General features: G+C 75.0%; 23 protein-coding genes and 1 pseudogene. 10 read left to right on the plus strand and 14 right to left on the minus strand.

Translation table 11 applies throughout. The features are described 5' to 3' along the window. Positions 1 to 407 precede the first annotated feature (407 nt). On the minus strand, positions 408 to 962 hold the full coding sequence (locus IE287_RS33245; protein ID WP_189852984.1) for a hypothetical protein: 555 nt from the start codon (positions 960 to 962) through the stop codon (positions 408 to 410). On the opposite strand from IE287_RS33245, the gene IE287_RS33250 reads away from it, so the two are divergent. From IE287_RS33250 to IE287_RS33260, 3 genes are all read left to right on the plus strand, one after another. Further along, positions 941 to 2,176, plus strand: coding sequence for a cupin domain-containing protein (locus IE287_RS33250; protein WP_189852985.1), 1,236 nt, complete (start codon positions 941 to 943; stop codon positions 2,174 to 2,176). The two genes, IE287_RS33245 and IE287_RS33250, sit on opposite strands and share 22 nt — an antisense overlap. A gap of 10 nt (positions 2,177 to 2,186) precedes the next feature. After that, positions 2,187 to 3,083 (plus strand): sucrase ferredoxin, encoded by an 897-nt coding sequence (locus tag IE287_RS33255; RefSeq protein ID WP_189852986.1) that lies wholly within the window; start codon positions 2,187 to 2,189, stop codon positions 3,081 to 3,083. A gap of 120 nt (positions 3,084 to 3,203) precedes the next feature. Continuing rightward, on the plus strand, positions 3,204 to 4,295 hold the full coding sequence (locus IE287_RS33260; protein ID WP_189852987.1) for a PP2C family protein-serine/threonine phosphatase: 1,092 nt from the start codon (positions 3,204 to 3,206) through the stop codon (positions 4,293 to 4,295). A 25-nt stretch (positions 4,296 to 4,320) separates the two neighbouring features. Here the strand turns inward: IE287_RS33260 and IE287_RS33265 are convergent, their stop codons facing one another. From IE287_RS33265 to IE287_RS33310, 10 genes are all read right to left on the minus strand, one after another. Further along, positions 4,321 to 6,717: a SpoIIE family protein phosphatase gene (locus IE287_RS33265; protein WP_189852988.1), complete on the minus strand. Its 2,397-nt coding sequence runs from the start codon at positions 6,715 to 6,717 to the stop codon at positions 4,321 to 4,323. A 41-nt stretch (positions 6,718 to 6,758) separates the two neighbouring features. After that, entirely contained in the window at positions 6,759 to 7,367 is a 609-nt protein-coding gene (locus tag IE287_RS33270; RefSeq protein WP_189852989.1) for a DUF2165 domain-containing protein, read from the minus strand. Between the two features lie 110 nt (positions 7,368 to 7,477). After that, a complete protein-coding gene (locus IE287_RS33275; RefSeq protein WP_189852990.1) occupies positions 7,478 to 8,290 on the minus strand; it encodes an ABC transporter ATP-binding protein in 813 nt (270 codons plus the stop codon). Further along, positions 8,290 to 9,384, minus strand: a complete 1,095-nt coding sequence (locus IE287_RS33280; protein WP_373307955.1) for a FecCD family ABC transporter permease — start codon at positions 9,382 to 9,384, stop codon at positions 8,290 to 8,292. Before IE287_RS33280 ends, IE287_RS33275 begins: the two co-directional genes overlap by 1 nt. A gap of 13 nt (positions 9,385 to 9,397) precedes the next feature. Further along, a complete protein-coding gene (locus tag IE287_RS33285) occupies positions 9,398 to 10,402 on the minus strand; it encodes an ABC transporter substrate-binding protein (protein ID WP_229883896.1) in 1,005 nt (334 codons plus the stop codon). A gap of 83 nt (positions 10,403 to 10,485) precedes the next feature. Further along, positions 10,486 to 11,469, minus strand: coding sequence for a PLP-dependent cysteine synthase family protein (locus IE287_RS33290; RefSeq protein ID WP_189852993.1), 984 nt, complete (start codon positions 11,467 to 11,469; stop codon positions 10,486 to 10,488). Continuing rightward, the gene (gene hisC / locus IE287_RS33295) at positions 11,466 to 12,587 is read right to left on the minus strand and encodes a histidinol-phosphate transaminase (RefSeq protein WP_229883897.1); all 1,122 of its coding nucleotides are present in this window, start codon (positions 12,585 to 12,587) and stop codon (positions 11,466 to 11,468) included. Before hisC ends, IE287_RS33290 begins: the two co-directional genes overlap by 4 nt. Before the next feature lie 17 nt (positions 12,588 to 12,604). Further along, on the minus strand, positions 12,605 to 14,038 hold the full coding sequence (locus IE287_RS33300) for an MATE family efflux transporter (protein WP_229883898.1): 1,434 nt from the start codon (positions 14,036 to 14,038) through the stop codon (positions 12,605 to 12,607). After that, positions 14,035 to 15,015 (minus strand): ornithine cyclodeaminase, encoded by a 981-nt coding sequence (locus IE287_RS33305; protein ID WP_189852995.1) that lies wholly within the window; start codon positions 15,013 to 15,015, stop codon positions 14,035 to 14,037. Before IE287_RS33305 ends, IE287_RS33300 begins: the two co-directional genes overlap by 4 nt. A 130-nt stretch (positions 15,016 to 15,145) precedes the next feature. Then, positions 15,146 to 16,543 carry an alanine racemase gene (locus IE287_RS33310; protein ID WP_229883899.1) on the minus strand — a complete coding sequence of 466 codons (1,398 nt, stop codon included), beginning with the start codon at positions 16,541 to 16,543 and terminating at the stop codon, positions 15,146 to 15,148. A gap of 248 nt (positions 16,544 to 16,791) precedes the next feature. On the opposite strand from IE287_RS33310, the gene IE287_RS33315 reads away from it, so the two are divergent. From IE287_RS33315 to IE287_RS38895, 3 genes and pseudogenes are all read left to right on the plus strand, one after another. Next, positions 16,792 to 17,022 carry a hypothetical protein gene (locus IE287_RS33315; RefSeq protein WP_189852996.1) on the plus strand — a complete coding sequence of 77 codons (231 nt, stop codon included), beginning with the start codon at positions 16,792 to 16,794 and terminating at the stop codon, positions 17,020 to 17,022. 191 nt (positions 17,023 to 17,213) lie between these two features. After that, positions 17,214 to 17,375: pseudogene (locus tag IE287_RS38890) on the plus strand (YrhB domain-containing protein); the annotation flags it as partial. A 119-nt stretch (positions 17,376 to 17,494) separates the two neighbouring features. Continuing rightward, positions 17,495 to 17,755 carry a hypothetical protein gene (locus IE287_RS38895; RefSeq protein ID WP_229883905.1) on the plus strand — a complete coding sequence of 87 codons (261 nt, stop codon included), beginning with the start codon at positions 17,495 to 17,497 and terminating at the stop codon, positions 17,753 to 17,755. Positions 17,756 to 17,784: 29 nt separating this feature from the next. On the opposite strand, the gene IE287_RS33325 is transcribed toward IE287_RS38895, so the two are convergent. Both IE287_RS33325 and IE287_RS33330 read right to left on the minus strand, forming a co-directional pair. Beyond that, the gene (locus tag IE287_RS33325; protein ID WP_189852997.1) at positions 17,785 to 18,621 is read right to left on the minus strand and encodes a TauD/TfdA family dioxygenase; all 837 of its coding nucleotides are present in this window, start codon (positions 18,619 to 18,621) and stop codon (positions 17,785 to 17,787) included. Positions 18,622 to 18,845: 224 nt separating this feature from the next. Then, positions 18,846 to 19,565, minus strand: coding sequence for a TetR/AcrR family transcriptional regulator (locus IE287_RS33330; protein WP_189852998.1), 720 nt, complete (start codon positions 19,563 to 19,565; stop codon positions 18,846 to 18,848). 174 nt (positions 19,566 to 19,739) lie between these two features. On the opposite strand from IE287_RS33330, the gene IE287_RS33335 reads away from it, so the two are divergent. From IE287_RS33335 to IE287_RS33350, 4 genes are all read left to right on the plus strand, one after another. Next, positions 19,740 to 21,476: an amidase gene (locus tag IE287_RS33335; protein WP_189852999.1), complete on the plus strand. Its 1,737-nt coding sequence runs from the start codon at positions 19,740 to 19,742 to the stop codon at positions 21,474 to 21,476. 158 nt (positions 21,477 to 21,634) lie between these two features. Next, positions 21,635 to 22,852, plus strand: a complete 1,218-nt coding sequence (locus IE287_RS33340; protein WP_189853000.1) for a T4 RnlA family RNA ligase — start codon at positions 21,635 to 21,637, stop codon at positions 22,850 to 22,852. 2 nt (positions 22,853 to 22,854) lie between these two features. Further along, positions 22,855 to 23,769, plus strand: a complete 915-nt coding sequence (locus tag IE287_RS33345) for a phosphatase domain-containing protein (protein WP_229883900.1) — start codon at positions 22,855 to 22,857, stop codon at positions 23,767 to 23,769. Between the two features lie 228 nt (positions 23,770 to 23,997). After that, positions 23,998 to 24,573, plus strand: coding sequence for a hypothetical protein (locus IE287_RS33350; RefSeq protein ID WP_189853001.1), 576 nt, complete (start codon positions 23,998 to 24,000; stop codon positions 24,571 to 24,573). 26 nt (positions 24,574 to 24,599) lie between these two features. On the opposite strand, the gene IE287_RS33355 is transcribed toward IE287_RS33350, so the two are convergent. Next, a complete protein-coding gene (locus IE287_RS33355) occupies positions 24,600 to 25,193 on the minus strand; it encodes a dihydrofolate reductase family protein (RefSeq protein WP_189853002.1) in 594 nt (197 codons plus the stop codon). Positions 25,194 to 25,358: the final 165 nt, after the last annotated feature.

Here is a 25,358-nt window from a genome sequence, read left to right on the forward strand (position 1 = left end):
GCACCGGTACCGGTACCGATCTCCAGGACCTCCGTGAGGCAACCGACCTCCTCCCGCGCGAGGGCCGCCGCCAGCAGCCGCGTGTCCGCCTGCGGCCGGTAGACGCTCGGAAGGGCGACCAGGCGTCCCGGGAGCGCCCCCGCGACCGAAACCGTGCCGGACATCGGTCACCTCGTCTCCGGACGCGCGCCCCGCTCGTGTGCGCCCCGCCTGCGCGGGCCGCGGAAGTCCAGGCCCACAACCGGCGATTGCCCCGGACAGGAACCCCCATGCGTCTTTCCGGAGGGCCGGGGACCGCCCGGCGCATCCCGGCCGGCGGCCGCTCCGGTTGCCGCGCCCACCCACGTGGGCGAGCGTGGGAAGAAGGTCCGCACGGGACCGACTCCCTCACCGATCCGCCCTCGTCCTCAGGAGGAGCCATGGCGCACGCCGAGCAGGACCCGAACCAGCAGGAAGGTCCCATGGACGGCGGTGCCGCCGGCACCCCCGACGTCCACGACGGCGGAGCCGACGGGGGCGCGGACAGCGGAGCCGAAGGTCCGGCGGACGGTGGCGCGGCCGGTACGCCCGGCGTGCACGACGGCGGAGCCGACGGAGGAGCCGACGGCGGAGCCGATGGCGGAGCCGACGGAGGTGCGGACAGCGGAGCCGACGGGGGCGCGGACAGCGGAGCCGACGGGGGCGCGGACGGCGGTGCCGACGGAGGAGCCGACGGAGGAGCCGACGGAGGTGCGGACAGCGGAGCCGACGGGGGCGCGGACGGCGGTGCCGACAGCGGAGCCGAAGGTCCGGCGGACGGTGGCGCGGCCGGTACGCCCGGCGTGCACGACGGCGGAGCCGACGGAGGCGCGGACGGCGGAGCCGACGGAGGTGCGGACGGCGGAGCCGACGGAGGCGCGGACGGCGGAGCCGACGGCGGAGCCGCAGAGGGCGGCGGCGTTTGAGCACCGCTCCGAGAACACTGCGGGACACGGGTACGGGCACGCGTACGGGAACGGACACGGACACGGGCCTCGCGGACGGCGTCCTGGAGGCGCGTCTGATCGGCCTCGGCCGCGAGGAGTTCGCCCGGGACGTCTGGGGGCGCGCCCCGCTCCTCACCCGTGGAGCCGGCGACTTCTCCGACCTGTTCTCGGCGTCCGCCGTGGACGAACTGGTCTCCCGGCGCGGACTGCGCACGCCGTTCCTCCGCGTCGCCAAGGACGGCTCCACCGTCCCCGACTCCTCGTTCACCTCACCGGCGGGAGTGGGCGCGTCGGTCGCGGACCAGCTGGACGACACCGCGTTGTGGCGGAGCTTCGCCGACGGCGGCACCCTGGTGCTGCAGGCGCTGCACCGCACCTGGCAGCCGGTCGCGGACTTCGTGACGCGGCTCGGCACGGAACTCGGCCACCCCGTCCAGGCGAACGCGTACGTCACCCCGCCGCAGAACCGCGGCTTCGACGCCCACTACGACGTCCACGACGTCTTCGTCCTGCAGGTCGCCGGCGCCAAGCGCTGGATCGTCCACGAGCCCGTGCACCCGGCGCCGCTGCGCGACCAGCCCTGGACCGCCCACCGCGCCGCGGTCGCCGGCGCCGCGCGGGGAGGGGCGCACCTCGACACCGTGCTCGCACCCGGCGACGTCCTCTACCTGCCGCGCGGCTGGCTGCACGCGGCCGAAGCGCTGGGCGCGGTGTCCATCCACCTGACGCTCGGCGTCCACCCCTGGACGCGGCACGCGCTGGCCGAACAACTCGCCGAGTCCGCCCTGGCGCTGCTGCGGGAGGACGTGGAGATGCGCGGGTCCCTCGCCCTGGGCGTGGAGGGACCGGGCGACGAGCTCGCCCTCGTGCGCCGGCGTCTCGCCGCCGCGCTCGCCGAGGCAGACCCCGCTCCCCTGTTCCACCGGGCCCGCCGCGGCCGGGCGCGCGCCGCGCCCCTGGGGCCGCTGGCGCAGCTCCGGGCCCTCGACGGCCTGGCCCCCGACTCGCCGGTGCGGCTCCGCGGGGCGTCGGAGGCGAGGCTGGTGGGGCGGCGGCTCACCACCCGCGTGGGGTGGCTCGACCTCTCGGAGGCGGAGCTCCCTCCGGCGCTCCGGATCCTCGACGGCGGCACCCACCCCGCCGGGGAGCTCGGCCTCCCCTTCGTCGAACGGCTGCTGCGCGCGGGCGTGCTCGTCCCCGCCGCGCCATGAGACGGGCCCGATGACGACTCCGGCGCGGTTCCTCTGCTCCGACGCGGCCCGCCTGCGCGGTGACCCGATCGCGGGCACGGCGCCGTACGGCTCGGTCTGGATCCTCGTCGAGTACCGGGCCGGCTGGCCGTTCGACGGCTTCGACGGACTCGCTCTCGACCCCGGGGTGAAGGCGCGGGTGAACTCGGCCGCGCGGGCGGCGCGCGCCCGCGTGCTGCTGGTCAGGCGCCACGGCCGCGGCCGTCCGGACGGACGGCCGCGGTGGGCCGTCCTCCGCCACGAGAAGGACGGCGCGCACCGCCAGCAATGGGGAACCTGGGACGACGACGGGGACCTGACGGGCATCGTCACCGCCCTGGACGCTCCCGGAGAGCGGGGGCACCCGCCCGTCGTCCTCGTCTGCGCCCACGGCACGCACGACACCTGCTGCGCGGTCCGAGGCCGTCCGGTGGCACGTGCGCTGAGCGACGGCTGGCCCGGGCTGGTGTGGGAGTGCACCCACGTGGGGGGCGACCGGTTCGCCGCCAACGTCGCCGTCGCGCCCGACGGCGTCTACTACGGCGGCCTCGACGCCTCCTCGGCGGTGACGGTGGTGGAGGAGCACCTGGCGGACCGCATCCGCGCGGACCACCTGCGCGGCTACACCGACCTCGCCCCGCCCCAGCAGGCCGCCGTGTCCGCCGTGCTCCGCCACGCGGGTCCCTCGGGCCGCCACGACTACGTCGTCGAGGAGACGGTGCGGGACGCCGGCCGCTGGCGGGTCCGCGTCACCGGCCGTCTCGCCGGGCTGTCGGCCTTCGAGGTCGAGATCCACGCCCGCCGTGCGCCGGCGCACCGGCTGACCTGCCGCGGCACGTCCCCCGGCTCGGCGGTGTACTACGAGGTCGCGTCGCTGCGCGTCGGCTGACCGCCCCGCCGGCCCCCGGGAGGCGCGGGAGGCACGCACGGCGGCGCCCGGGCCTCCCGTCACGTGCGGGCCCCGTTCGTCGCGTCGCTGAGCGGGCTCCGCGCGGATACTCTGGGATTCATGATCGAGTCCGGACAGCCGGGGCTCCGTCGAGGCTACGGCTACAGCAGGCTCGTGCGGCTGTCGCCGGTGATCCTGACCGTCGTGATCGCCGGCCTGGCGTACGCCACTCCGCCGGAGATGGCCTTCAGCCGCCTCCTGCCCTCGGCGCCGGCCCTGGCCGCCGCCATGTGGCCGGTCCTCCCGACCGTCCTCCTCGGGACCGTCTGCCTCCTCCTGATGATCGGCCTCGGCCTCGTCTTCCCCGATCTCGGGACGTGGTGGACGTGCGGCGGGATCGTCGCGGTCACCGTGGCCGCCGCGTACGGAAGCCACGTCCGGCTGCAACGGGAGCGCACGCTCATCCAGGTGCGGCTCGTCGCCGACGCCGCCCAGCAGGTGGTGCTGCGGCCCCTGCCGCACCGTTTCCGGAACGTGGAGATCGAGTCGCTGTACCTCGCGGCCGCCGCGGAGGCCCGCATCGGAGGGGACTTCTACGAGGTGATCGACACGCCGTACGGGGTGCGGCTGCTCATCGGCGACGTACGGGGCAAGGGCCTGCCGGCGGTGGGGACCGCCGCGGCGATCGTCAACGCCTTCCGGGAGGCGGCGCACGGCGAGGCGTCCCTGGCCGACGTCGCCCGCAGGCTCGACGCCAGCTGCGCCCGGCACAACGCCGACCATCCCCCCGAGGCGCCGATGGAGCGCTTCGCCACCGCGCTGCTCGTCGAGGTGCCGCACCGGGGCGGCCGCATCACCGTCGTCAACTGCGGGCACCCGCCGCCCCTGGTCCACGGCCCGAAGAGCGTGCGGATCCTCGAACCGTCCGCCCCGTCGCCCCTGATCGGCCTCGCGGAGCTGATCGGCGACCACTACCGTGCGGACGCCTTCGACTTCGCTCCCGGCGAGCTCCTCCTCCTCTACACGGACGGGATCGCCGAGACCCGCGCCCGGGACGGCGAGTTCTTCCCGCTGGCGGCGTGGATGCGCCGGCAGCCCCCCACGCCTCCCCGCGACCTGCTCACGGCCCTGCACCACGACCTGCTCCGCCACAGCAGGGGCAGCCTCGACGACGACATCGCCGCCCTGGCGGTACGCCTGCACGCCCCCTGACCCCCGCGGCGGCGGCGCGCGGCCGTCACGGCGGGGGCAGGGCCTGTTCGGCCCAGATCGTCTTGCCCGCCGGCATGTACCGCGTGCCCCAGTGGTCGGTGAGCTGGGCGACCATGAACAGTCCGCGTCCGCCCTCCTCGTCGTTGCCGGCGTAGCGGGCGTGCGGTGAGGTGTGCTGCGCGTCGGAGACCTCGCAGATGAGGGAGCGGTCCCGGATCAGGCGCAGACCGATCGGGCCCGAGGCGTGCCGGATCGCGTTGGTGACCAGCTCGCTGACCACCAGTTCCGTGGTGAAGGCCAGGTCGTCCAGTCCCCACCGCCCGAGCTGCTCCGCGGCCATCGCACGCGCGCGCGCGACGAGCGCGGGGTCCGGGGGCAGCTCCCAGGCCGCCACCTGGCGTGCGTCCAGCGCCCGGGTGCGCACGACGAGCAGCGTCGCGTCGTCCCGCACGCGGTCCGGCACCAGCTCCGCGACGACCTGGGCGCACAAGAGGTCCGGCGAGGATCCCCGCCGCTCCCCGAGGACGGCCGCCAGGCGGGCCGATCCCTCGTCGACGCCCCGCCCCCGGGCCGTCACGAGGCCGTCGGTGAACAGCACGACCAGGCTTCCCGCGGCGAGCTCCACCTCCGTGCCCTCGTACGGAAGCCGTCCCACGCCCAGCGGGGGGCCCGGCGGCAGGCGGAGGAAGCCGACGCCGCCGTCCGGCCGCACCACGGCCGGCGCCAGGTGTCCCGCCGCCGCCCAGGTGCTCGTCCGGGAGGCCGGATCGTAGATGCCGTACACGCACGTCGCGCCGACGGCGCCGCCGCCGTCCGGTCCCCGCGCGTTCTGGTCGGACGCCTCCTTGCCGACCTGGTCGTTCAGCCGGGCCAGGAGTTCGTCGGGCGCGAGGTCCAGCTCCGCCAGGGTGCGCACCATGGCGCGCAGGCGCCCCATGGCGGCGGCGGCGCCGAGGCCGTGGCCGACGACGTCCCCCACGACGAGTCCGACCCGTGCGCCGGACAGCGGGATGACGTCGAACCAGTCGCCGCCGGCGCCGAGGTGGCTGTCGGCGGGCAGGTAGCGGCTGGCCGCCTCGACGGCGCTCAGCTCGGGCAGCGACCGGGGCAGCAGACTGCGCTGGAGCATGAACGCGGCGGTGTGCTCCCGGCGGTAGCGCCGGGCGTTGTCGACGCACACGGCGGTCCGTGACGCCAGCTCCTCGGCCACGGCCCGGTCGCCGTCGTCGAAGGGTTCCGCGTCGTCTCCCCGCACGAAGGTGACGAGGCCCCAGGGCGTCCCCCGCACGATCAGCGGGACGTACAGGCGTGTCGGCGCGGCCTCGGCGTCCGCGGTCGCGCGGCGCCCGGCCAGGCTCTCGGCCTGCGGCGTTCCGGCGGCGTAGGCGACCCGCTCGCCCACCCGGGAGGGTTCTCCGTCGGAATCGGCCACGCGGACCAGGTCCCCTGCGGTGGCGGGGCCCGGTTCCTCCCCCGCGAGCACCTCCGCCGCCACGTCGACCAGCACGGCGTCGGCGTAGCGCGGCACGGCGGTCTTGGCGAGTTCCGCCGCCGTCCCGGACGGGTCGAGCGACGCGCCGATCCGCGCACCGGCCTCCGCGAGGAGCGCGAGGCGCTGCTGCGCACGGTAGTGGTCGGTGACGTCGATGGACTGTTCGCACACCCCCACCGGCTCCCCCCTGCCGTCCAGCAGCCGGAAGTAGGACGAGGACCAGACGCGCTCACGGCGCGGGTCGGCCGGGGCCCGGCCCCGGAAACGCACGTCGATGACCGGTTCGCCGGTGTCGAGGATCTGCTGGACGAAGTCCTCGGCGGGCACCAGGTGCTGGGTGGTGAGGACGTCGCCGGGAAAGAGTTCGGTCATGGAGCGGCCCAGCGACGCCGCGAGGTCGCCGCCGAGCTCCCGGACGCTGGACGCGTTGGCCCACAGGAGGCGCGCGCCCGGACCGTAGATGGTCAGGGTCACCGGCGACTGGGTCACGAGCCCCTGGAGCATCGCCTGCCGGGTCTCCCACCAGCGCAGTCCTTCCAGCTCGACCGCCATGAGGACGGCGGTGGGGGTCCGGCCCGCGGGGTCCCCGCCGGGACCGGGGGCCAGGGGACGCAGCGTCACCGCCACCCGCACGGTGTGTCCGCCGCGGTGGCGCGCGTCCACGACGGCGCTGCGCGTCCCGTCGAGCCGCAGCCACCGGTCGGACCGGCCCCCGTCCGGCCCGTGGCGCCCGGTGTGCGGGGGGACGAGCAGGTCGGCCGCCCGGCGCCCCAGCACCTGTGCGGCGGTGTACCCCAGGAGGGTTTCGGCCTCGCGGCTCCATCCGACGAGCGCTCCGTCCGCGGCGAGCAGGGCGAAGGCGGCCGGGGGCGGACCGGGCCGTCCGGCTTCGTCCGCTCCGGCGGGAGGAGTGAAAGGCAGCCCTTCCATGGTCCCATCATCCTTCCGGGCGGTCGCGCGCGCAGGACGCGTCAGGTCCTTCCGGCATCCGCCGCGCGCGGGCCGGGCAGGTGCACCACGAGGAGCGCGAAGGCGGCCAGGGCGACGTTGCGGGCCGCGGCGTCCAGACCGTTCCAGTCGGACGACTGCCACATGGCGAACCACTCGCCGCCGATCGCGAGGAAGCCCATCCCGAAGAGCAGCAGCACCATCACCAGCCCCACCGTGCTGGCCGCGCGGGCGCGGTCGTACGCGCCCCGGCGCAGCCCCGTGCACCAGAGCCGGGTGGCGGCGAGGAGGACCAGCGCGGCCAGCGCCTCCCAGACGATGACGGCGACGTAGGCGGCGTTCTGGAGGGCGGGGGACTCGACCGCGCGCCACATCAGGTCGGGGTCCCGGAAGGTGGTGTCCATGCTCAGGACGTGCCGGACGAACTGCTGGTTGGTCCCGAAGTCCGTGATGTTCCCGAAGGCGACCAGGGTCATGTACAGCGCGACGGTCGCCGTCAGCGCGGTCGCCGCGACGGCCGGCGCGCCCAGGCGGAGCAGTCGGCTCCGCCGGGTGGCCGGGCCCTTTCCCGGCGGGTGGGCGGCGGGATCGGTGCCGGAGCCGGTGCCGGCCGGCGGGTCGGCCTGTGCCATGGGGACGTCCTCCCTCGTCGTCCCGCGGACGCTCGCCGCCCGCGGGTCGTACCGTCCCTTCCCCCTCGCGCGGCCTTCCAGCCTCCTCCCGGGCAGCGGGCCCGCGCCGTCTATCCGGGGCCGGGCCGCGGCGCCGGCACGGCGGCCGTGCGGGTGGTGGTGGACAGGTAGGTGACGCGGAGGGTTCCGGTGGCGGGTTCGCGGTCGACGAGCACCTCGACGCCGTAGACGTCCGCGATCAGGTCCGGGGTCAGCACGGCGTCCGGGGCACCGGCCGCGACCACCCGCCCGTGCCGGAGGAGGACGAGGTGGTCGCAGTACCGCGCGGCGAGGTTCAGGTCGTGCAGGGCGACGACGCAGCTGACGTCCAGCGAGGTCAGGAGGTCCAGGAGTTCGAGCTGGTGGCGGATGTCGAGGTGGTTGGTGGGTTCGTCGAGCAGGATCTCGCGGGGTTCCTGTGCGAGGGCGCGGGCGAGCTGGGCCCGCTGCTTCTCGCCTCCCGAGAGCGTGTGCCAGTCACGGTGCTGCCGGCCGGTGAGGTCGGTCCGCTCCAGCGCGGCGTCGACGGTCCGCCGGTCGTGCGCGGCGGGGGCGTCGAAGCGGCCGCGGAAGGGGGTGCGGCCGAGTTCGACGACCTGGCGGACGGTGACGCGGTGGTGGGCGGTGACGTCCTGTTCGACGACGGCGAGCCGCCGGGCCAGCGCCCGGCGGCCGAGAGCGGACAGGTCGACGTCGTCGTAGCGGACGGTTCCGGTGCCGGGGCGGCGCAGTCCGGCGAGCAGGCGCAGCAGGGTCGACTTGCCGGAGCCGTTGGGGCCGAGGAGTCCGGTGACCTTTCCGTCGGGCGCCGCCATGTCGATGGCGTCGAGGAGCCGGCGGCCCTCGACGGACCAGGAGAGGCGGGTGGTGGTGATGCGGCCCATCAGGACTCCAGACGCTTCAGGACCAGGGCGAAGGCGGGCGCGCCGAGGAGGGCGGTGATGACGCCCGCGGGCAGTTCGTGGGGGGAGAAGGCCGTGCGGGCGCACACGTCCACCCAGATGAGGAAGACGGCGCCGGTGATCGCGGACAGGGGCAGGAGGGAGCGGTGGGTCGGGCCGGCCAGGACGCGGACGGCGTGCGGGACGAGGAGGCCGATGAAGCCGATCGCGCCGGAGGCGGCGACGGCCGCCGCGGTGATGACGGAGGTCAGCACCATGAGCCGGACGCGGGCGGCGGTGACGTCGATCCCCAGGGCCGCCGCCGCGTCCCACCCGAAGGTGAAGGCGTCGAGGGCGGGCGCGGAGAACTGGATGGCGGCCACTCCGGCCAGGATGACGACGACGGTGACGGTCACTCCCTCCCAGCGGGCGCCGCCGAGGGTGCCGAGCAGCCAGTAGGTGAAGCCGCGGGTGGAGTTGGCGTCGCCGCCGACCATGAGGATCACCGACGTGACCGCGGCGAAGAACTGGGAGACCAGGACGCCGGTCAGCACCACCCGGGAGGGACTGGCGACGCGCCCCCCGCCGAGCAGGAGCAGCAGCAGGCCGAAGGAGACCAGTCCGCCGGCGAACGCTCCGGTGGAGAGGGAGACGCTTCCGCCGATGCCCAGCAGGAGCACGGCGACCGCGCCGGTGGAGGCGCCGGAGGAGACCCCCAGCAGGTAGGGGTCGGCCAAGGGGTTCCTCGTGACCGCCTGCAGGACCGCGCCGGAGACCGCCAGGGCCGTGCCGACGGCGGCGGCCAGCAGGACGCGCGGGAAGCGGGACTCCCAGACCAGGGCGTCGAGGAGTTTCGGCAGGGGCTCGGTGGGGGCGAAGGCGCCCAGGCCGGTGTGCCGCAGGATCGTCGAGACGACGTCGAGGGGCCGGACGTCGGCGCTCCCGAACAGCGTCGCGGCGACGACCGACGCCAGCAGCGCGGTCACGGCCAGGAGCAGGAGCGCGGGCGCGGGGACGCGCCCGCGGCGCACCGGAGCCTCCTCCCGGCGGGGGGCCGGGGCTTCGGTGCGCGCGGGGGTCTCGTGTGGGGTCGTCATGGCGGGGGCCGGGTCACCCGAGCCTGTTCAGGCCGTCGACCAGCGCGGGAACGACGGACGCGCTGCCGTAGCCGGGATCCATGTGGCTGCCGGGGACGGTGATGAACCGGTCGCCCTCGACGGCGGCGAGCCTGCTGGTGAGCGGGTCCTTCTTGAGGAGCTCGATCTTCTCCCGGGCGGTGTCGTTGGGTTCGCCGCGGGTCAGGTCGGCCAGGATGATGACGTCGGGGTCGCGGGCGGCGACCTCGTCCCAGCTGACCTCCGCCCACTTCGTCCTGGCGTCGGCGAAGATGTTCTCGGCGCCGACGATCCCGGAGATGTGCTGGGGCAGGCCGCCGGGGCCGGCGGCCCACGGAATGCCCTCGTAGGTGGAGTAGAACCACATCACCTTCAGCGGCTCGTCCCGCTTCTCGACGGCGCTCACCGCCTTGTCGACCACGGCCTTCTGCTCGGCGGCCAGCTTCTCGCCGGCCTCGGGGACGCCCATGATCCTGCCGAGCCGCCGGTACTCCTCGAACAGCATCGCGAAGTCCGCGTCGGCCACGCTCGCGTGGTAGTCGCAGTCGAACTCGGTCAGGTAGGTCGGCACGCCCAGGTCGTGGAGCTGCTCGCGCGTGCCGGACTGTTCCTTGGTGAACATGCTCGCGAAGGAGCCGTAGACGAAGTCCGGTTGGGCTTCCAGCAGCTTCTCGTGCTTGATCTCCGCCCCGGGGGCGGACAGGACCGGGATCCTCTCGTACGCCGCGGCGATCGCGGGCGGCGTCTTCTCGATCTCGTAGCCCGTGCCGGCGATCCGGTCGCCCACGCCGAGGCGGATGAGGATCTCGGCGGCGGTCTGGTTGAGCGTGACGACCTTCTCCGGTCCGGCCTCGAAGGTCACGTCGGTGCCGCAGTTCTCGAGGGTGAGCGGATAGGCCGTGGCGCTCGTCGCCGCCTTTCCGCCGGTGCGGGAGGGGGGTTCGGCCGCGCAGCCCGCGACCGCGGACACCGCCAGGACCGCGGATACCATGGAAATCATTTTCGTTCTCATCGTCTGCGGATCGTCATTTCGCGAGGAGGGAAGGGGGGTCGGGAACGCGGGTGCGGGGCGCGCCCGCGGAACTAGCGCAGCATCGTCGCCAGCCTGCGGACGACCTGCTCGTCGAACAGGCCGTGGGCGGCCATCCAGTCGTCGTCGAACACGGTGTCCAGGTACTTGTCGCCGCCGTCGCAGACCAGCACGACGATGGTGGTGCCGGCCGGCGCGGTCCGCGCCCGCTCCAGGGCCTTGTAGACCACGCCGCCCGCCGAACCGCCGATCAGCAGGCCGAAGTTCCTGGCGAGGTAGCGGCAGGTCTCGAAGGCCTCCGCGTCGCGGACCTTGATCCCCTGGTCGAAGAGCGCGTAGTCGACGACGTCGCCGATCTCCGAACCCTCCGGCGTGCCGGTGCCGGACTGGTGGTAGGGCGCGCCCTCGCCGCCGAAGACGACGGATCCCACCGGTTCGACGCCGATGATCTTCAGGTCGGGGATGCGTTCGCGCAGGAGCCGGCCGGTGCCGCAGAGCGAACCGCCGGTGCCGACGGCCCCGTACAGGAAGTCGATGGAGTCGCCCAGGTCGTCGTGGAGTTCGCGGGCGAGCGGCCGGTAGCCGTCGGGGTTGCCCTGGTTGCGGTGCTGGGCGGTCCAGTAGGCGCCGTGTTCGGCGGCGAGGCGCTCGGCCGTGGTGTCGCGTTCGGCGGTGGCGAGGCCCCCCTCGTCGCCGGCGACGTTGAGGATGTCGGCGCCGTAGGCGCGCATGCCGCGCAGCTTGTCCGCGCTGGAGTGGTTGTCGACCACGGCGGTGAACTTGTAGCCGCGTTCGGCGGCGATGAGCGCGAGGCCGAGCCCGGTGTTGCCGGAGGTGGACTCGACCAGCCATCCGCCGGGGGCGAGGAGCCCGGCCTCCTCCGCCTCGTCGACCATGTTCCTGGCCATCCGGATCTTGGCGGTTCCGGTGGGGTTGAACTGCTCCAGTTTCAGCAGGACGGTGGCCCCGCCTCCGGCGACGGGCAGTTCGAGCAGGGGCGTCCGCCCGATCAGGTCGGAGATCCTGGTGGTGATCACGGCTTGTCCTTCGCGCAGATCCCGGTCAGACACCGGACGAAGACGTCGTTGTCCCCGGAGGTCGACAGTGAGGCTCGGATGTACGTCTCGTATCCGGGCTCCCTCCACGCCTTGACGATGATTCCGGCGCGGTGGAGCTCCCGGGCGACCCGGTCGGCGGGACGACCGGTGTCGATGAAGAGGAAGTTGGCCGAGGAGGGGACCACCCGCAGTCCCGCTTCGCCCAGCCGGTCGGCGACCCTGGCGATCTCCAGGGCGGTGCGGCGGACCGTCTCCGCCAGGTGGGCGCGGTCCCCCAGCGCGGCGATCGCGGCCTCCTGGGCGGGGTGGTTCACGTTGTACGGGGTGCGGACCCGGTCCAGCGCCCGGGCCAGGGCCGGGTCGGAGGCGATGCCGTACCCGACGCGGACCCCGGCCAGGCCGTACGCCTTGGAGAAGGTGCGCAGCACGATCCACGGCCGCCCCAGCCCGCGCAGGGCCTCCAGACCGTCGGGGTAGTCCGGGCGGTACCGGGCGAACTCCCCGTACGCCTCGTCGAGCACCAGCAGGGCGGACGCGGGGAGGGCGGTCACGATCCGCGCCAGCTCGCCGGCGTCGAGCATCGCGCCGGTGGGGTTGCACGGGTTGGCGAGGAAGACGAGCTTGGGGCCCTGTGCGAGCGCGTCGCGCCAGGCGTCCGCGTCGCATCCGAACCCCGCGGTGACCGGGACCTTGTGGACCCGGGCGCCCATGACGCGGGGGAAGGTCTCGTGCAGGCTGAACCCGGGCGCCTGGGTGACCACCAGGTCGCCGGGGTCGAGGACGGCCCGGCAGAGCAGCTCCAGGAGGTTCTCCGAGCCGTTGCCGAGCACGACGCGGTCGGCCGGCACGTCCAGGCTCGTCCCGATGGCCTCGGCGAGCCGTCGCCCGGTGGGGTCGGGGTAGCGGGAGACGCCGTGGGCCAGGGCCTTGCGGACGGCTTCGGCGACCGCCGGGGAGGCGCCGAACGGGCTCTCGTTGTTGGAGAGTTTGACGACGCGGCGGGAGCCGCTGAGGGCGGCCACCTCGTCCGGGTCCGCGCCGGGGTCGTAGGGGGGCAGGGCCGCGACCTCCCCGCGTATCAGGGAAGTGGAGGGCATCGGCGCGAGGGCGGGTTTCATGACGGCTCCGGTTCGGTGACGGGTGCGCCGGGCGTCTCCCGGTGGAGGCGGTCGACGCGGCGCAGGAAGGCGGTCAGCAGGAGGGCGGCGGTGGCGGCGAGGCCGACGGTCTGGCCGGTCCAGACCCCTTCGACGCCCCAGCCGGCGGTGACCCCGAGGAGGTAGCCCGCGGGAAGGCCGATCAGCCAGTAGCCGACGAGGGAGATCCGGAAGGGACCGGCGGTGTCCCCGGTGCCGCGCAGGATGCCGTTGCCGATGTTCTGGGCGGCGTCGAAGACCTGCATGAGGGCGGCGATCAGCAGTCCGGTCGCGGTCAGCGCGATGACGTCCGCGTTGCCGGCGTGCTCGGCCGGGAGGAACAGGGACACGATCGCCTCCGGTGCCGCCAGGTACACGACGGCGACCGGCAGGGTCGCGATGACGCCCCAGGCGGTGCCGAGGAGGCCCGTCCTGCGGACCCCCCGGTGGTCGCCGCGGCCGCCGGCCTCGCTGATGAGGATCGACGCCGCGTGCGAGATGCCGGCGGAGACCATGAAGACGATGTAGACGATCTGGTTGAGCACCGTCTGCGCGGCCAGGGCCTCGACGCCCAGGGAGCCGACGAGCAGCGTGAGCACGCTGAAGAACCCGGCCTCCGAGGCGTAGGTGCCGGAGACCGGCAGGCCGAGGCGCCAGACCGACCGGACCGCGTCCCCGTCCCAGCGCCGCGCGTGGGGCGAGGTGAGGTACGGGCGGAGGGCGCCGTCGCGCAGGATCACCGCGGCGAACGCCAGGAAGGACAGCAGGAACACGGTGACGGTGGCGATCGCGACGCCGACGAGGCCGAACGCGGGCAGGCCGAACGCCCCGTACATCAGGAGGTGGTTGAGGCCGATGGTCAGGACGACCGAGGCCAGGGTGATGGCCAGCAGCGGGCCGGGCCGCTTGAGGCCGGTGGTGAAGTGGCGCAGGTTCTGGAACCACAGGCAGGGCAGCATGCCCGGCGCCAGGACCGCCAGGAAGTCGCCCGCCCTGTCGACGACGACCGGGTCCTGGCCCAGGAGGACGAGCAGCGGCCCGACGAGCAGCAGCGCCGCGCAGAACACCGCGCCGCAGACGGTCGCCCAGAAGAAGCCCGCGAACAGCAGGGCGCCGACGCGCTCCCCGTCCTCCCGCACCCGCGCCTCGGCCACCAGGTTGCCGACCCCGGTCACCAGCCCCGTGCCGGTGGTGCGCAGCTGGTTGAACAGCGCGAGGGCGAGACCGGCGGCGGCGACCTCGGCCGCGCCGAGCCTGCCCAGCATGACGATGTCGACCGTGGTCAGGGCGACGTGGGCGAAGTTGGTCAGGATCAGCGGGAACGCGAGCCCGAGCAGTGCCGGCGACCTCTTCGCCCACCCTGCGGCTCCGGCCGCCTCGGCACGGTTCGCGCCGGTCGTCTCGGTGCTCACCAGAAGTCGACCTTCTCCCCGCGCCCGGCCGCGCGCGCGAGGTCGGCCACGTACCGGCCGAGTGCCGCGTCGGTGACCGCCATGCCGCTGTTGTAGGCGAAGACCACGTCGTCCGGGCGGCGCCGGGCGGGTGCCAGGCCGAGCAGGATGTCGGGGAGCTGGGCGTCCACCGGCGGGAGGCTGCCGTCCGCGCCCCGCAGGTCGTCGCAGGTGGCGTGCATCTGGGCGGTGTCCGTGGCGATCCGGTGGTCCGCGCCGTGGCACACGTCGGCGTGCACGCCGTACCCGAGGAGCACGGCGACCGAGCCGGGCTTCATCCACGCGCGCCGGACCTCCTCCGTGACGGACAGGCCGGCGGCGCCGACCACGATGTCCGCCCCGCCCGCCGCCTGCCGCAGGTCCTCGACGATCTCGACCTCGCGGCCGTCGACGCCGTCCCGGACGGCGCGCAGCCCCTCGGGGTACGTGCCGAACACCTGCAGCCGTTCCAGCTCCGGCATCGCCGCGACGAGCATCGGCAGGGCCGCCTGGCCCTGGACGCCGGTGCCGACGACCAGGGCGGTCCGCGCGTCGGGGCACGCCGCGCGGGCGAGCAGGGCGGTGGTGGCCGAGGACCGCAGGGGTCCGAGCCTCGCCACGTCCATCAGCGCGACGGGCTCCCCGGTGGTGTCGTCGACGAGGAAGACGAACGAGTGGAACCGGTAACGGTCCCGGCTGCGGCGCGGGTCGAACTCGTAGACGGCCTTGAAGCAGACGGTGCCGCTGCCGGCGTCCCTCGCCACCATCGAGTAGCTGAGCGAGCGGTGGCCGGGGCCGTCGATGATCGTCTTGACCGGATTGTCGGAGCCGTCTTCCCGCAGGGCGCGGTAGGCCCGCTCGACGACCTCGATGACCTGCCGGTGGTCGAGGTCCAGTCCTTCCTGCTGCGCCTGCGGCAACAGCCACAACTGCCCGGGCGGCGCGGGGTTCGGGGGCATACGGGTCTTCTCCTTCACGGGTGGTCCGATCGGACCGCTGGGGGTCTCATCGGATCGGTTCGGGGTCCTATCGGACCGGTCCGGGGTCTCATCGGGCCGGTCGGGGGCCTCATCGGGCCGGTCCGGGGTCTCATCGGATGCCGTCCAGTCGCCAGCGCGGGGCGCTCCCGTCGTCGCCCAGCCGGAGGACGACCTTCGGCGGCAGGGGGGCGTCGTGGAACGGCGACTCGTTGGAGTCCATCTGGTAGCCGGCGGTGTTGAGGTAGACCAGGTGGTCGCCTCGGCGCACCGGTCGCGGAAAGCCGATCTTCCGCCAGGTGACCAGGTCGTTCTCCAGGCAGGTCGCCCCCGCGACGCAGGCCGGGAACGACTCGTCCGCGGCCGGCCGGGAGGACAGGAGCAGCGGGTCGGGGAGGTAGTCGCTGCCGAACCACTGCTCGGAGAGGCTGAAACTGCTGCCGGCGACGGTGACGATCGCGTACCCGTCGGACTCCCGCCGGTCGTCGACCTGTTGGACGCGGAACAGGGTGAACCCGGCCTGGTCCAGGAGGGCGCGGCCGGGCTCGACGACGAACCGGATGCCGTGGCGCCCCGCCTTCGCCGCCAGGCTCTCGCCGCCGCCGACCGGGTGCGCCATGACCGCGCGCACCGCCTGGTCCGCGGTCCGGCCGCCGTACGGGTAGAAGCCCTCGAAGCGTCTGGCCGCGTGGTAGTGGGAGGGCGCGTCCTGGGCGAGGAACTCGTCCCAGAGCCGCGGCTCGACGTAGCGGACCGGCAACCCGCCGCCGATGTCGACCAGTTCGGCGCCCGGCGAGCCGCGCCGCCGGGCGTCGAGGCAGTGCTCGATCATCTCGTCCGCCGCCTTCGCGCGCTCCGCGGCGGAGTAGCCGGCGAGGTGGAAGGAGAAGCCCCGGAGCTCGATGTGGTCGGCGAGTTCCGCGCACAGGCCGACGGCGGCCCCGCGCTCGGCGGCGGACATCCCGAAGCGGCTTCCCGGTTGACCGGCGGTCCGGGAGCGCAGCAGCACCGCGGCCCGTCGTCCCGCGCGCCGGGCGGTCGCGGCGAGCCGGCGGAGCTCGCCGATCGAGTCGGCGGCGACCAGGCAGCCGTGCTGGACGGCGAGGGCGTGCAGCGCGTCGTCCTTCTCGGGTCCGGAGACTCCGATCCGGTGCCCGGGCACGCCGCCGGCCAGGGCCCCGACCAGCTCGGGGACGCTGGCGACGTCGACCCCCACCCCCAGGGCGGCGGCCGAACGGACGTAGCAGTCGGCCTTGTTCGCCTTCTTGGCGAAGAGGATGTCGGCGTCGGCCCCCGCGTCGGCGAGCGCCCGGCGGAGCCCGGCGACGTTCTCCTCGAAGACCTCGGGCAGCACGAGGTGCAGCGGGGACCCCAGGCCGTCCAGGAGGTCGGCCAGCAGGGCGCGGTGGTCCGCCAGGAGTCCGGAGACGAGGGGATGCCGGAGTGCGGTGAGCGCGAAGGGCCTGACGGCGGACGTCGGGCGCTCCCGCACCTGTCGTGGAATGAGCACCCCGTACTTCTATACGACTATGACACTCATTTTCAACAAGGGAGAGTGACGGCCTTGCCACCAAGGATCGATATGGTCCACCCCATCCGAAATGCCCCCTCCCCCATGGTGTTCCGGCACGGCCTCCGGGCCGGTCGCCGTGCCGGAGCCGAGCGCGCGGCGAGGCCGGCGCGGCGGGGGTGGCCGGCGGGAGTGGCGGCCGGAGCGCGCCCCCGTGCCCTGTCACGGCCCGCGTCGTTGAGTCCGGCATGACGCTCTTCAACCGCCGCGCCCTCGCCGTCGCCGCCTCCGCCGCCGTCGCCGCGACCGCCGTCCTCGCCTCCGCCGGAGCGGCCTCGGCCGACAGCGTCGGGAACAAGCTCCCCGGAGTCGGCCTCCTGTCCCAGACCTTCGGAAACGGCGACCACCAGGACAAGCAGGGCAAGGCCGCCGACACCCTGCCCACCCAGAACGCCCTCAACAACGTCACCCTCCCCTGACCGAAGCCCTCCCGGGCCCCGACCTCCGGCCCCGTGCCCGCGGCGCTCGACGCCGCGGGCACGGGGCCGGCGCACAGGTGCCCCCGGAACGCCCCGCCGCCGCAGGCGCGCGAACCCGCCGAGGAGAAATCCACTGGCTCCGGACCGGCACACCGGGCGATGCCGCGGCGGTGACCGAACGGGCCGACGCGGTGCGCATCGTCGAGGACGAGCTGGAGCGGGACCATCGGGCGCACGTCGCCCTCGGCGTCGCGCGCCCTGCGCGCGACGTGATCGTCCACGTGGTCGAGCACGAACCGGCCTGGATGGTCTTCGTCCAGTCCGAGGAGTACGCGCGCACGGGCGACGTGTCCGCGATGCTGGTGGGACACGGCCCGTACCTGGTCGACCGCGTCGACGGCGGGCTCCACCCGGTCGGGCCCCTCTCCGCTCGGGGGAGGGGGAGGACGACTACCGCCGCCGGATCCGCGGGGTGCCGGTCCGCACTCCCGTGGAGGAACTCCACGACGGGCCGAGGACGGTGGCCGAGGCGGCGGGCGGGCGCACGGCCGCTGCCCGCGCCCTTCGCCGGAAGGTGCCCGGGCTGTCCCCGGCGCACGCCCTCGCGCACGTGACCGGGCTGCTCGCGGGCGAGGTGCCGGCGCCGCTCCTGGCCGTCGCCCGGCAGGAGCTGGTGGATCCCTTCGAGCCCGCACCGGCCGTGCACGCCCACGGCGTGGACGGCGGCCGCTGAGCCGCGGTCGCGGGGCGTGCGGGGCGCGGTCAGTCGGACCAGACGCGTGCGTAGCCGCGGCGGAGGGTGCCGGTGTCGCGGAAGGGGGTCCTGCCGTGCAGGACGGCGTCGTTGTTGACGAGGAGCAGGTCGCCGCGGCGCAGCGGGAGGCGCAGGACGATGGCCGGGTCGGCGAGCAGGCGGTCCGCGGCGTCGAGGGCGTGGCGCCGGGCGGGCGGGTGCGGGGTGCCGGTCTCGCCCTGGCCCCGGTCGATCCAGTAGCGGTTGTAGTGGACGCCGAGGGTGGCGTCGTCGCGGCGGAAGACCGGCCGGACGCGGTCGAAGCCGGGGCCGCGGCCGAAGCGGAAGTCGCCGTACAGTTCGCGCAGCGCCGCCGGGTCGTCGGCGAGGAGCCGGTCGTGGAGGGCGGCGCCCGAGGCGAGCAGGGACGCACCGCCTTCGGTGGCGGGCCGGATGCAGAGCAGCGCGAGGACGTGCGGCGGGGTGGGGCCTTCGCCCCGGTCCATGTGCGGCGGGAGGGTGAGGGCGTCCCCCTCGGGCGGGCGCGCCGGGGCCGGGGCGTCCGGGTGGACGGCGGGGGCGGTGGCGGCGGTGAGGAGTTCGTTGGCCGAACGGTGGAGCCGGCCGCCGGCGGGGGCGCGCAGGCGGGCGACGAGGCCGGCGCAGAGGTCGACGCACTCCCGGTCGGTGCGGCCTTCGAGGGCGAGGCCGCGCAGGACGGCGAAGCCGGGGCCCCGGTGGAGCAGGGCGTCGACGGCGGCCGCGGCGGCGGGCCCCGGTGACGGGGCGGGAAGCAGCCAGTCCCCGGTGCGCAGGGTCGCCGGGGTCCACGCCCCCGGTACGGCGGCGGGGATCGGTCCGTTCACGATGTGCCTCCTCGCGCGTGCCGACGGGCGCCCGGCTCCGTAGACGTCCCCACGGATCCTGGCGCCCGGAGAGCCCGTTCAAACGGGCGGGTCGCACGGGCGGAGCGCGGAGGGGCCGGTTTCCCGCCGCACGGCCGGCGCCACGCGCGCGGGGCCGTGCGGGCGCGGTGCGGGCGGCCTCCGGGCGTGGCGGCTCCCCCGTCGCCGGTTCCGCCGGGCAGGGGTCAGGCCGTGTTCCGGGCGGGGAGCAGTTCGCGTTCGAGGGCGGCCAGGGCGAAGGCGTGGGGGGAGGCGTGCCGCCAGCGGGAGCGGCCGAACATCACGTCCTCGGAGAGGCCGCTCAGCATGGCCACGGCCCGGACGGTGAACTCGGGGAGGTCCACGTCGGCGAAGTGGCCGAGCTCCCGGCCCTCGCGGAGGATGGCCTCCAGGCGCTCGTCCCAGCCGTCCAGCAGCTCGGTGAGGACCTGCCGGCCCGCTTCGTCGTGGTGCTGGGCCAGGACCTGCGTCCACAGCGCGTAGCGTTCGTCGCCCTGGTGGGTGGGGAGGTAGAAGCGGACGAACAGGTCCAGCTTCTCGGCGGGGGACGCCGCCTCGTCGGCGGCCCGCTGGAACCGGACCCAGAGGTCCGCCTGGCTCCAGGCCAGGACTTCGAGCAGGAGCCGGTCCTTCTTCCCGAAGTGGTAGAGGATGTGCCCGGTGCTCATGCCGGCCCGCGCGGCGATGTCCGACATCCGCAGGCCCGCCGTGCCCTTCTCGGCGATGACGCTGACGGCGGCCCGCATGGCCCGCTCCCGCGCCTCGTCCCCGCTGGGCTGACGCTTCCTGTCGATCGGGACCCGCGCCGCGGGCCGCGAGGCGGTGCCGGCACCCGCCGGTCCCGTCACGCCCGGTCGGGGAGGGAGACGGTCGGGGAGCGCGGGCCCGGTCTCTGACGTCGGCATGAGCTCACTTTCGGTTCCGGAGATCCAGGTCCCGAGTCTAGGTTCCGAACGTCTAGACTCCTAGTCTAGACTGAAAATCAAGTCAGAGCGATGGGGTGTGTGACGGCCTGCCGTGTGCGGTCGCCCCGACGGCCAGCGGCCCGCCTGCCCTACTCACCCCCGGGAGACACCCGCATGACGCGCGGATTCGATGTCGTGGAGACCTGTATCGCCGACCTGCGCGCGGCGCTGGAGAAGGGCGAGACCACCGCGGTCGGGCTGCTCGACTCCTACCTCGCGCGGATCGAGGCGTACGACCGGCCCGGAACGGCCACCGCCCTGAACGCGATGGTCGTGATGAACCCGCGCGCCCGGGCCGAGGCGGAGGCCTCCGACGCCCGCCGCGCCCGCGGCGAGACGCTGGGCCCGCTGGACGGCATCCCGTACACCGCCAAGGACAGCTACCTCGCCGAAGGGCTCACGGCCGCGTCCGGCTCCCCCGCCTTCGAGCACCTCGTCGCCCAGCGCGACGCCTTCGCCATCGAGCGGCTGCGCGCCGGCGGCGCGGTCCTCATCGGCCTGACCAACATGCCGCCGATGGCGAACGGCGGCATGCAGCGCGGCGTGTACGGCCGCGCGGAGAGCCCCTACAGCGCCGACTGGCTCACCAGCGCCTACGGCTCCGGCTCGTCCAACGGCTCCGGCACGGCGACGGCCGCCTCCTTCGGCGCGTTCGGCCTCGGCGAGGAGACCTGGTCCTCGGGCCGCGCCCCCGCCTCGAACAACGCGCTGTGCGCCTACACCCCCAGCCGCGGCGTGATCTCGGTCCGCGGCAACTGGCCGCTCGTCCCGACCATGGACGTCGTGGTCCCGCACACCCGCACCATGGCCGACCTGCTCGAACTGCTCGACGTCGTCGTCGCCGACGACCCGGACCCGCGCGGCGACCTGTGGCGCGCCCAGCCCTGGCTGGAGCTGCCCTCGCCGTCGCAGGTGCGCCCCGCCTCCTACCCGGCCCTCGCCCCCGCCGACGCCGGGGCCGCCGCCGCCGCGCTGGCCGGCAGGCGCGTCGGCGTGCCCCGGATGTACATCAACGCCGACCCCGACGCCGGGACGAACCCCGACGGGGGCATCGGCGGCCAGACCGGGCAGCGCATCGACACCCGCCCCTCGGTGATCGCCCTGTGGGAGGCCGCCCGCCGCGACCTGGAGGCAGCCGGCGCCGAGGTGGTCGAGGTCGACTTCCCCGTGGTGTCGAACTACGAGTCCGACCGTCCCGGAGCGCCCTCGCTGCTCACCCGCGGACTCGTCGGCCGCGAGTACCTCGCCTTCGAGATCGAGGACCTGTCCGCCTGGGCCTGGGACGACTTCCTGCGCGCCAACGGCGACCCGGCGCTCTCCACCCTGGCCGACGTCGACGGCGAGCGCATCTGGCCCAAGCAGGAGGGCGAACTGCCCGACCGGTACGAGGGCTTCGACGACACGATCGGCGAGTACCCCCGCTTCGTGCGCGAGCGCCCGTACGCCTCCCTCGCCGACATGCCGCTCCTCGAACAGGGACTGCGCGGCCTGGAGGAGACGCGCCGCGTCGACCTGGAGCTGTGGATGGACGGGCTGGGCCTGGACGCGGTGGTCTTCCCCGCGGTGGCCGACGTGGGCCCCGCGGACATGGACGTGAACGTGGCCTCCGCCGACCTCGGCTGGCGCAACGGCGTCTGGGTCGCCAACGGCAACCTGGTCCCCCGCCACCTCGGCATCCCGACCGTGACGGTGCCCATGGGCACCATGACGGACACCGGCATGCCCGTCGGGCTGACCTTCGCGGGCCGCGCCTACGACGACAACGCCCTGCTCACCCTCGCGGCGGCCTTCGAGAGGACCGGCGACCGGCGCACGACCCCGCCGCGCACGCCGCGCCTGCCGGCACGGTGACCCGACGGCCCCGCCGGACGGACCGCGAAGGCGGCGGGGGCGGACGGCCGGTCCGGTGGCGCGACCGGCCGGGTCACGTCACCGGGCCGTGCTAAATCGCTGGTCGGAGGGGTCGGCCGGCCGGAAGAATGGGGCTCCTCGAAAACGGGAGGGAACCCATGAGCCAGGCGTACCTGACTCTCGACGCGCTGATGCCGCCCCAGGAGCTGGCGGCGGCGGTCGAGGCAGGGCATGTGACCCGCAAGGCGCACCCCGAGCTGCCGCTGTCGATCTACACGTACACGCGCAGCTGTCAGTACGAGGGCGTCTGGAACGGGGTCACCCTCCGCTGCCGGGGTCTCGTCGCCGACGACCGGACCGGGCGGATCGTCGCCCTGCCGCTGCCGAAGTTCTTCAACGTCTCCGAGCACGAGTCCGGCCGCCCCTACGCGCCCGCGCTGCCCGACGAGCCGTTCGAGGTGTACGAGAAGGTCGACGGCAGCCTCGGCCTCGTCTTCCACTACGAGGGGCGCTGGCGGGTCGCGTCCAAGGGCTCCTTCACCAGCACCCAGGCGACCTGGGCGCAGCGCCGGCTCGACGGAGCCGACACCGCGCGGCTGGTGCCGGGGGTGACGTACCTGATGGAGATCGTCTACCCGCAGAACCGGATCGTCGTGGACTACGGCGACCGGCGGGACCTCGTGCTGCTCGCCGCGTTCGGCCCCGACGGCGTCGAGGTCGGCCTCGCCGAGGCGGCGGAGGCGTGGCGCGGCGTCGGGTCGGTCGTCACCGTCCACCCGCCGATGCCGCTCGACGCGCTCGTCAAGCTGGCCGAGACGAACACGCTGCCCGACGGCGCCGCCGCGACGGGCACCGACGCCGAGGGCTTCGTGCTGCGTTTCGCGTCCGGGGTGCGCGCCAAGGCCAAGCTGGCCGAGTACGTGCGCCTCCACAAGGTCCTCACCGGGGTCACCGCGCGCGACATCTGGCGCGGGCACGGCATCCAGCGTTTCGCCGGCACCTCGGCCAAGCGCCTCGCCCAGGGCCTCGGCCTGTCCGTCGCGGAGCTCGGCGGCATCCGTTCGCGGGGCGGGCGGCCCCTGGACGCCCTCCTGGAGCAGGTGCCGGACGAGTTCGACGCCTGGGTGCGGTCCGTCATCGCGGGACTCGAGGAGGCGTACGCCGCCCGGCAGCGCGCCATCGACGAGGCGTACGCCCGGCTGGAGCCGCTCGCCGCCGACCGGGGCGCGTTCGCCCGCGCGGCGGGGCGGCTGGCCGACCCGGGGCTGCGGTCGGCCGTGTTCCTGCGCCTCGACGGGCGGGCCACCGACCTGTTCGTGTGGCGTAGCCTGCGCCCGGAGACCGCCGACCCCTTCACCACCGACGAGGAGAACTGACCGTGCCCGTGGTCCACGTGATGACCGGACTGCCGGCCTCCGGCAAGACGACCGCCGCCCGCGCCCTCCAGGAGCGTTCCGAGGGCCGGATGCGCCGCGTCAACCTCGACGACCTGCGCACCATGCTCGACCTGCCGGGCGGCCCGGGCCGTTCGCGCGCGCACGAGCAGACGGTGCTCGACATCCAGGACGCCGCCGTGCGCGCCGCCGTCGACGACGGCTTCGACGTCGTCGTCGACAACACCCACCTCACCCCGCACATCCCGCGGCGGCTGAAGGCGGCGCTGGCCGGCCGCGAGGCCGCCTTCGTGGTGCACGACTTCACGGACGTGCCCGCCGACGAGTGCGTCCGCCGCGACGCGGCCCGCGAGCGGCCGGTCGGCGAGGAGATCATCCGCGTCCTCGCCGAGAAGCACGCCAAGGCCACCCGGGGCGGCTGGCGGCTCACCGCCGACTGGCTCGGCGACCGGCCGGCCGTCACCCCGTACGTCCCCGACCCCTCGCTGCCGTCGGCCGTGCTGTGCGACATCGACGGCACCCTCGCCCTGCGCGGCGACCGGGGCCCGTACGACTTCACCCGCTGCGACCTCGACCTGCTCAACGTCGCGGTCCGCGACGCCCTGCGCGCCTTCCGCGGCGCGCACGGGGACCGCGTCGTGCTCCTCTCGGGCCGCAGCGAGGACCACCGCGCCCTGACCGAGGCGTGGCTGGAGCGGTACGAGGTGCCGTACGACGAGCTGTGGATGCGGGCGTCCGGCGACGGCCGCTCCGACGACCTCGTCAAGGCCGAGCTCTTCGACGCCCACGTCCGCCACCGCCACGCGGTGCGCGTCTCGCTCGACGACCGGGACCGGGTGGTCGCGGTGTGGCGCCGGATGGGGCTGCCCACCTGGCAGGTCAACTACGGCGCCTTCTGATCCGGGCCCGGCGCGCGGGCCGCACCGCGCGCCGGCACCGGGCGGCGCGCCGGTCCGCGGGGCGCCTCGCCGGCGCCCCTGGGTGCCGGCGCGCGGCGTGCGGTGTGCGGGACGCGGCGTGCGGGACCCGGACGCGGCCGTCAGCGGTACGTCACATTCCCGGGCCGCCGCGTCAACAGCGCGTAACACCGCGCGACCGCGGCGGTCCGCGGCCCTAGCGTCAGGGGCATGCCGCCGCCTCTCCCCGCTCCCCGTCCCGCCTCCGACGTGCTGCAGGACTCCGGGTGGCCCGGGGAGGCCCGGGGCGCCCTGCTCTGCGCGGGCCTCCTGCTCGGCGTCTCGCTGCTCGTCGACGCCGGCGCGCACGGCCTGACCCTGCCCGGGGCGCTGGGCTGCATCGCCCTGGCCGCCCTGCTGCTGGTGGTCCTGCTGCCCGCGCGGGTGAGCGCGGGCGCGGGACTGCTGACGGTCCGGGGGCTGTGGGTGACCAGGACCGTGCGCACCGACCGGCTCGCGGCGGTCGTCTGGCCGGCGGACACGGCCGGGCGGCTCGCCCTGCGGGACGAGAGCGGGGCCGGGGCCGAGGTCGACCTCCGGGTCCTCCTCGCCAACCCCGCCCTGTGGCTGCGCATCGAGACCGACGCCCGCGCCTCCCGCGCCCGCGGCGTCCTGGACCACGGCTCGGCCGACCTCGCGCGCCTCGCGCTGCACGTCGAGGCCGAGACGGCCCGCGCGGTCCTCAGGGTCTCCGGCCTCGATCCGGTGCGGGAACGGCCCGGCCGCCCGGTGCCGCCGTCAGGGTGACGGGGCCGGTCCCGGAGGCACCGCCGTCACGGTGACGGGGTCTGCCGTGGAGGTGCCGCCGCGGCGGCGGGCGGCTCCGGCTTGCGCACGCGGAAGCGGAGCGTCGTGACGGCGCCCGACCGGGTGGTGGCGAAAGGCTCCAGTTCGATCCTGCCGAGGCCCGGGGGCGAGAAGCGGACGCCGTCGCCCAGGAGCACCGGAAGGACGTACACCAGGATCTCGTCGACGAGCCCGTGCCGGAGGCACTGGGCGGCCACGTCGGCGCCGAGGACCTCCAGGTTCCTGCCGCCCGCGGCGGCGCGTGCCGTGGCGACGGCTTCCTCGAGTCCGCAGGTGAGGAAGGTGACGGCGGGGTCGGGATCGTCGGGGGGCCGGTGCGTGAGGACGAACTGCGCTCCCCCGTCGTAGGGGGTGCCCCGGCCGGCCATGCGCCGGGCGACCTCGTACGTGCGCCGGCCGATGAGCATGGCGCCCGTGGCCGCCATGACCTCCGGGACGTCGGCCGCGGTCAGGTGTTCGGCGATCCAGTCCATCGCGTGGCCGGGGCCGGCGATGAAGCCGTCCAGCGACATCGCCCGGTTCACGACCACGGCACCGGTGCCGGAGCCCGCATCGCTCATGCGCTCTCTCCACGGATCTCGGAGGCCCGCGGCCGGGTCACGGCGCGGCCGGCGGGAGGGGCGCCAGCGTATCCGCGGTGACCCAGGGCGAACAACCGGCGGCGGGGTGTGCCGACCACGCGGCGCCGGCACTGCGGCCCGGGCCCCGCGGCGGTCCGCCACCGG

Source organism: Streptomyces omiyaensis (assembly GCF_014650895.1).
In the GTDB taxonomy this organism is placed as follows: Bacteria; Actinomycetota; Actinomycetes; order Streptomycetales; family Streptomycetaceae; genus Streptomyces; species Streptomyces omiyaensis.

Excerpts from the sequence above, each read along its gene's own strand:
- IE287_RS33255 (WP_189852986.1), top strand. The coding sequence starts at position 2,187 with ATGACGACTCCGGCGCGGTTCCTCTGCTCCGACGCGGCCCGCCTGCGC.
- IE287_RS33260 (WP_189852987.1), top strand. The coding sequence starts at position 3,204 with ATGATCGAGTCCGGACAGCCGGGGCTCCGTCGAGGCTACGGCTACAGC.
- IE287_RS33265 (WP_189852988.1), bottom strand. The coding sequence starts at position 6,717 with ATGGAAGGGCTGCCTTTCACTCCTCCCGCCGGAGCGGACGAAGCCGGA.
- IE287_RS33270 (WP_189852989.1), bottom strand. The coding sequence starts at position 7,367 with ATGGCACAGGCCGACCCGCCGGCCGGCACCGGCTCCGGCACCGATCCC.
- IE287_RS33275 (WP_189852990.1), bottom strand. The coding sequence starts at position 8,290 with ATGGGCCGCATCACCACCACCCGCCTCTCCTGGTCCGTCGAGGGCCGC.
- IE287_RS33280 (WP_373307955.1), bottom strand. The coding sequence starts at position 9,384 with ATGACGACCCCACACGAGACCCCCGCGCGCACCGAAGCCCCGGCCCCC.
- IE287_RS33285 (WP_229883896.1), bottom strand. The coding sequence starts at position 10,402 with ATGATTTCCATGGTATCCGCGGTCCTGGCGGTGTCCGCGGTCGCGGGC.
- hisC (WP_229883897.1), bottom strand. The coding sequence starts at position 12,587 with ATGCCCTCCACTTCCCTGATACGCGGGGAGGTCGCGGCCCTGCCCCCC.
- IE287_RS33305 (WP_189852995.1), bottom strand. The coding sequence starts at position 15,015 with ATGCCCCCGAACCCCGCGCCGCCCGGGCAGTTGTGGCTGTTGCCGCAG.
- IE287_RS33315 (WP_189852996.1), top strand. The coding sequence starts at position 16,792 with ATGACGCTCTTCAACCGCCGCGCCCTCGCCGTCGCCGCCTCCGCCGCC.
- IE287_RS33330 (WP_189852998.1), bottom strand. The coding sequence starts at position 19,565 with ATGCCGACGTCAGAGACCGGGCCCGCGCTCCCCGACCGTCTCCCTCCC.
- IE287_RS33335 (WP_189852999.1), top strand. The coding sequence starts at position 19,740 with ATGACGCGCGGATTCGATGTCGTGGAGACCTGTATCGCCGACCTGCGC.
- IE287_RS33340 (WP_189853000.1), top strand. The coding sequence starts at position 21,635 with ATGAGCCAGGCGTACCTGACTCTCGACGCGCTGATGCCGCCCCAGGAG.
- IE287_RS33350 (WP_189853001.1), top strand. The coding sequence starts at position 23,998 with ATGCCGCCGCCTCTCCCCGCTCCCCGTCCCGCCTCCGACGTGCTGCAG.
- IE287_RS33355 (WP_189853002.1), bottom strand. The coding sequence starts at position 25,193 with ATGAGCGATGCGGGCTCCGGCACCGGTGCCGTGGTCGTGAACCGGGCG.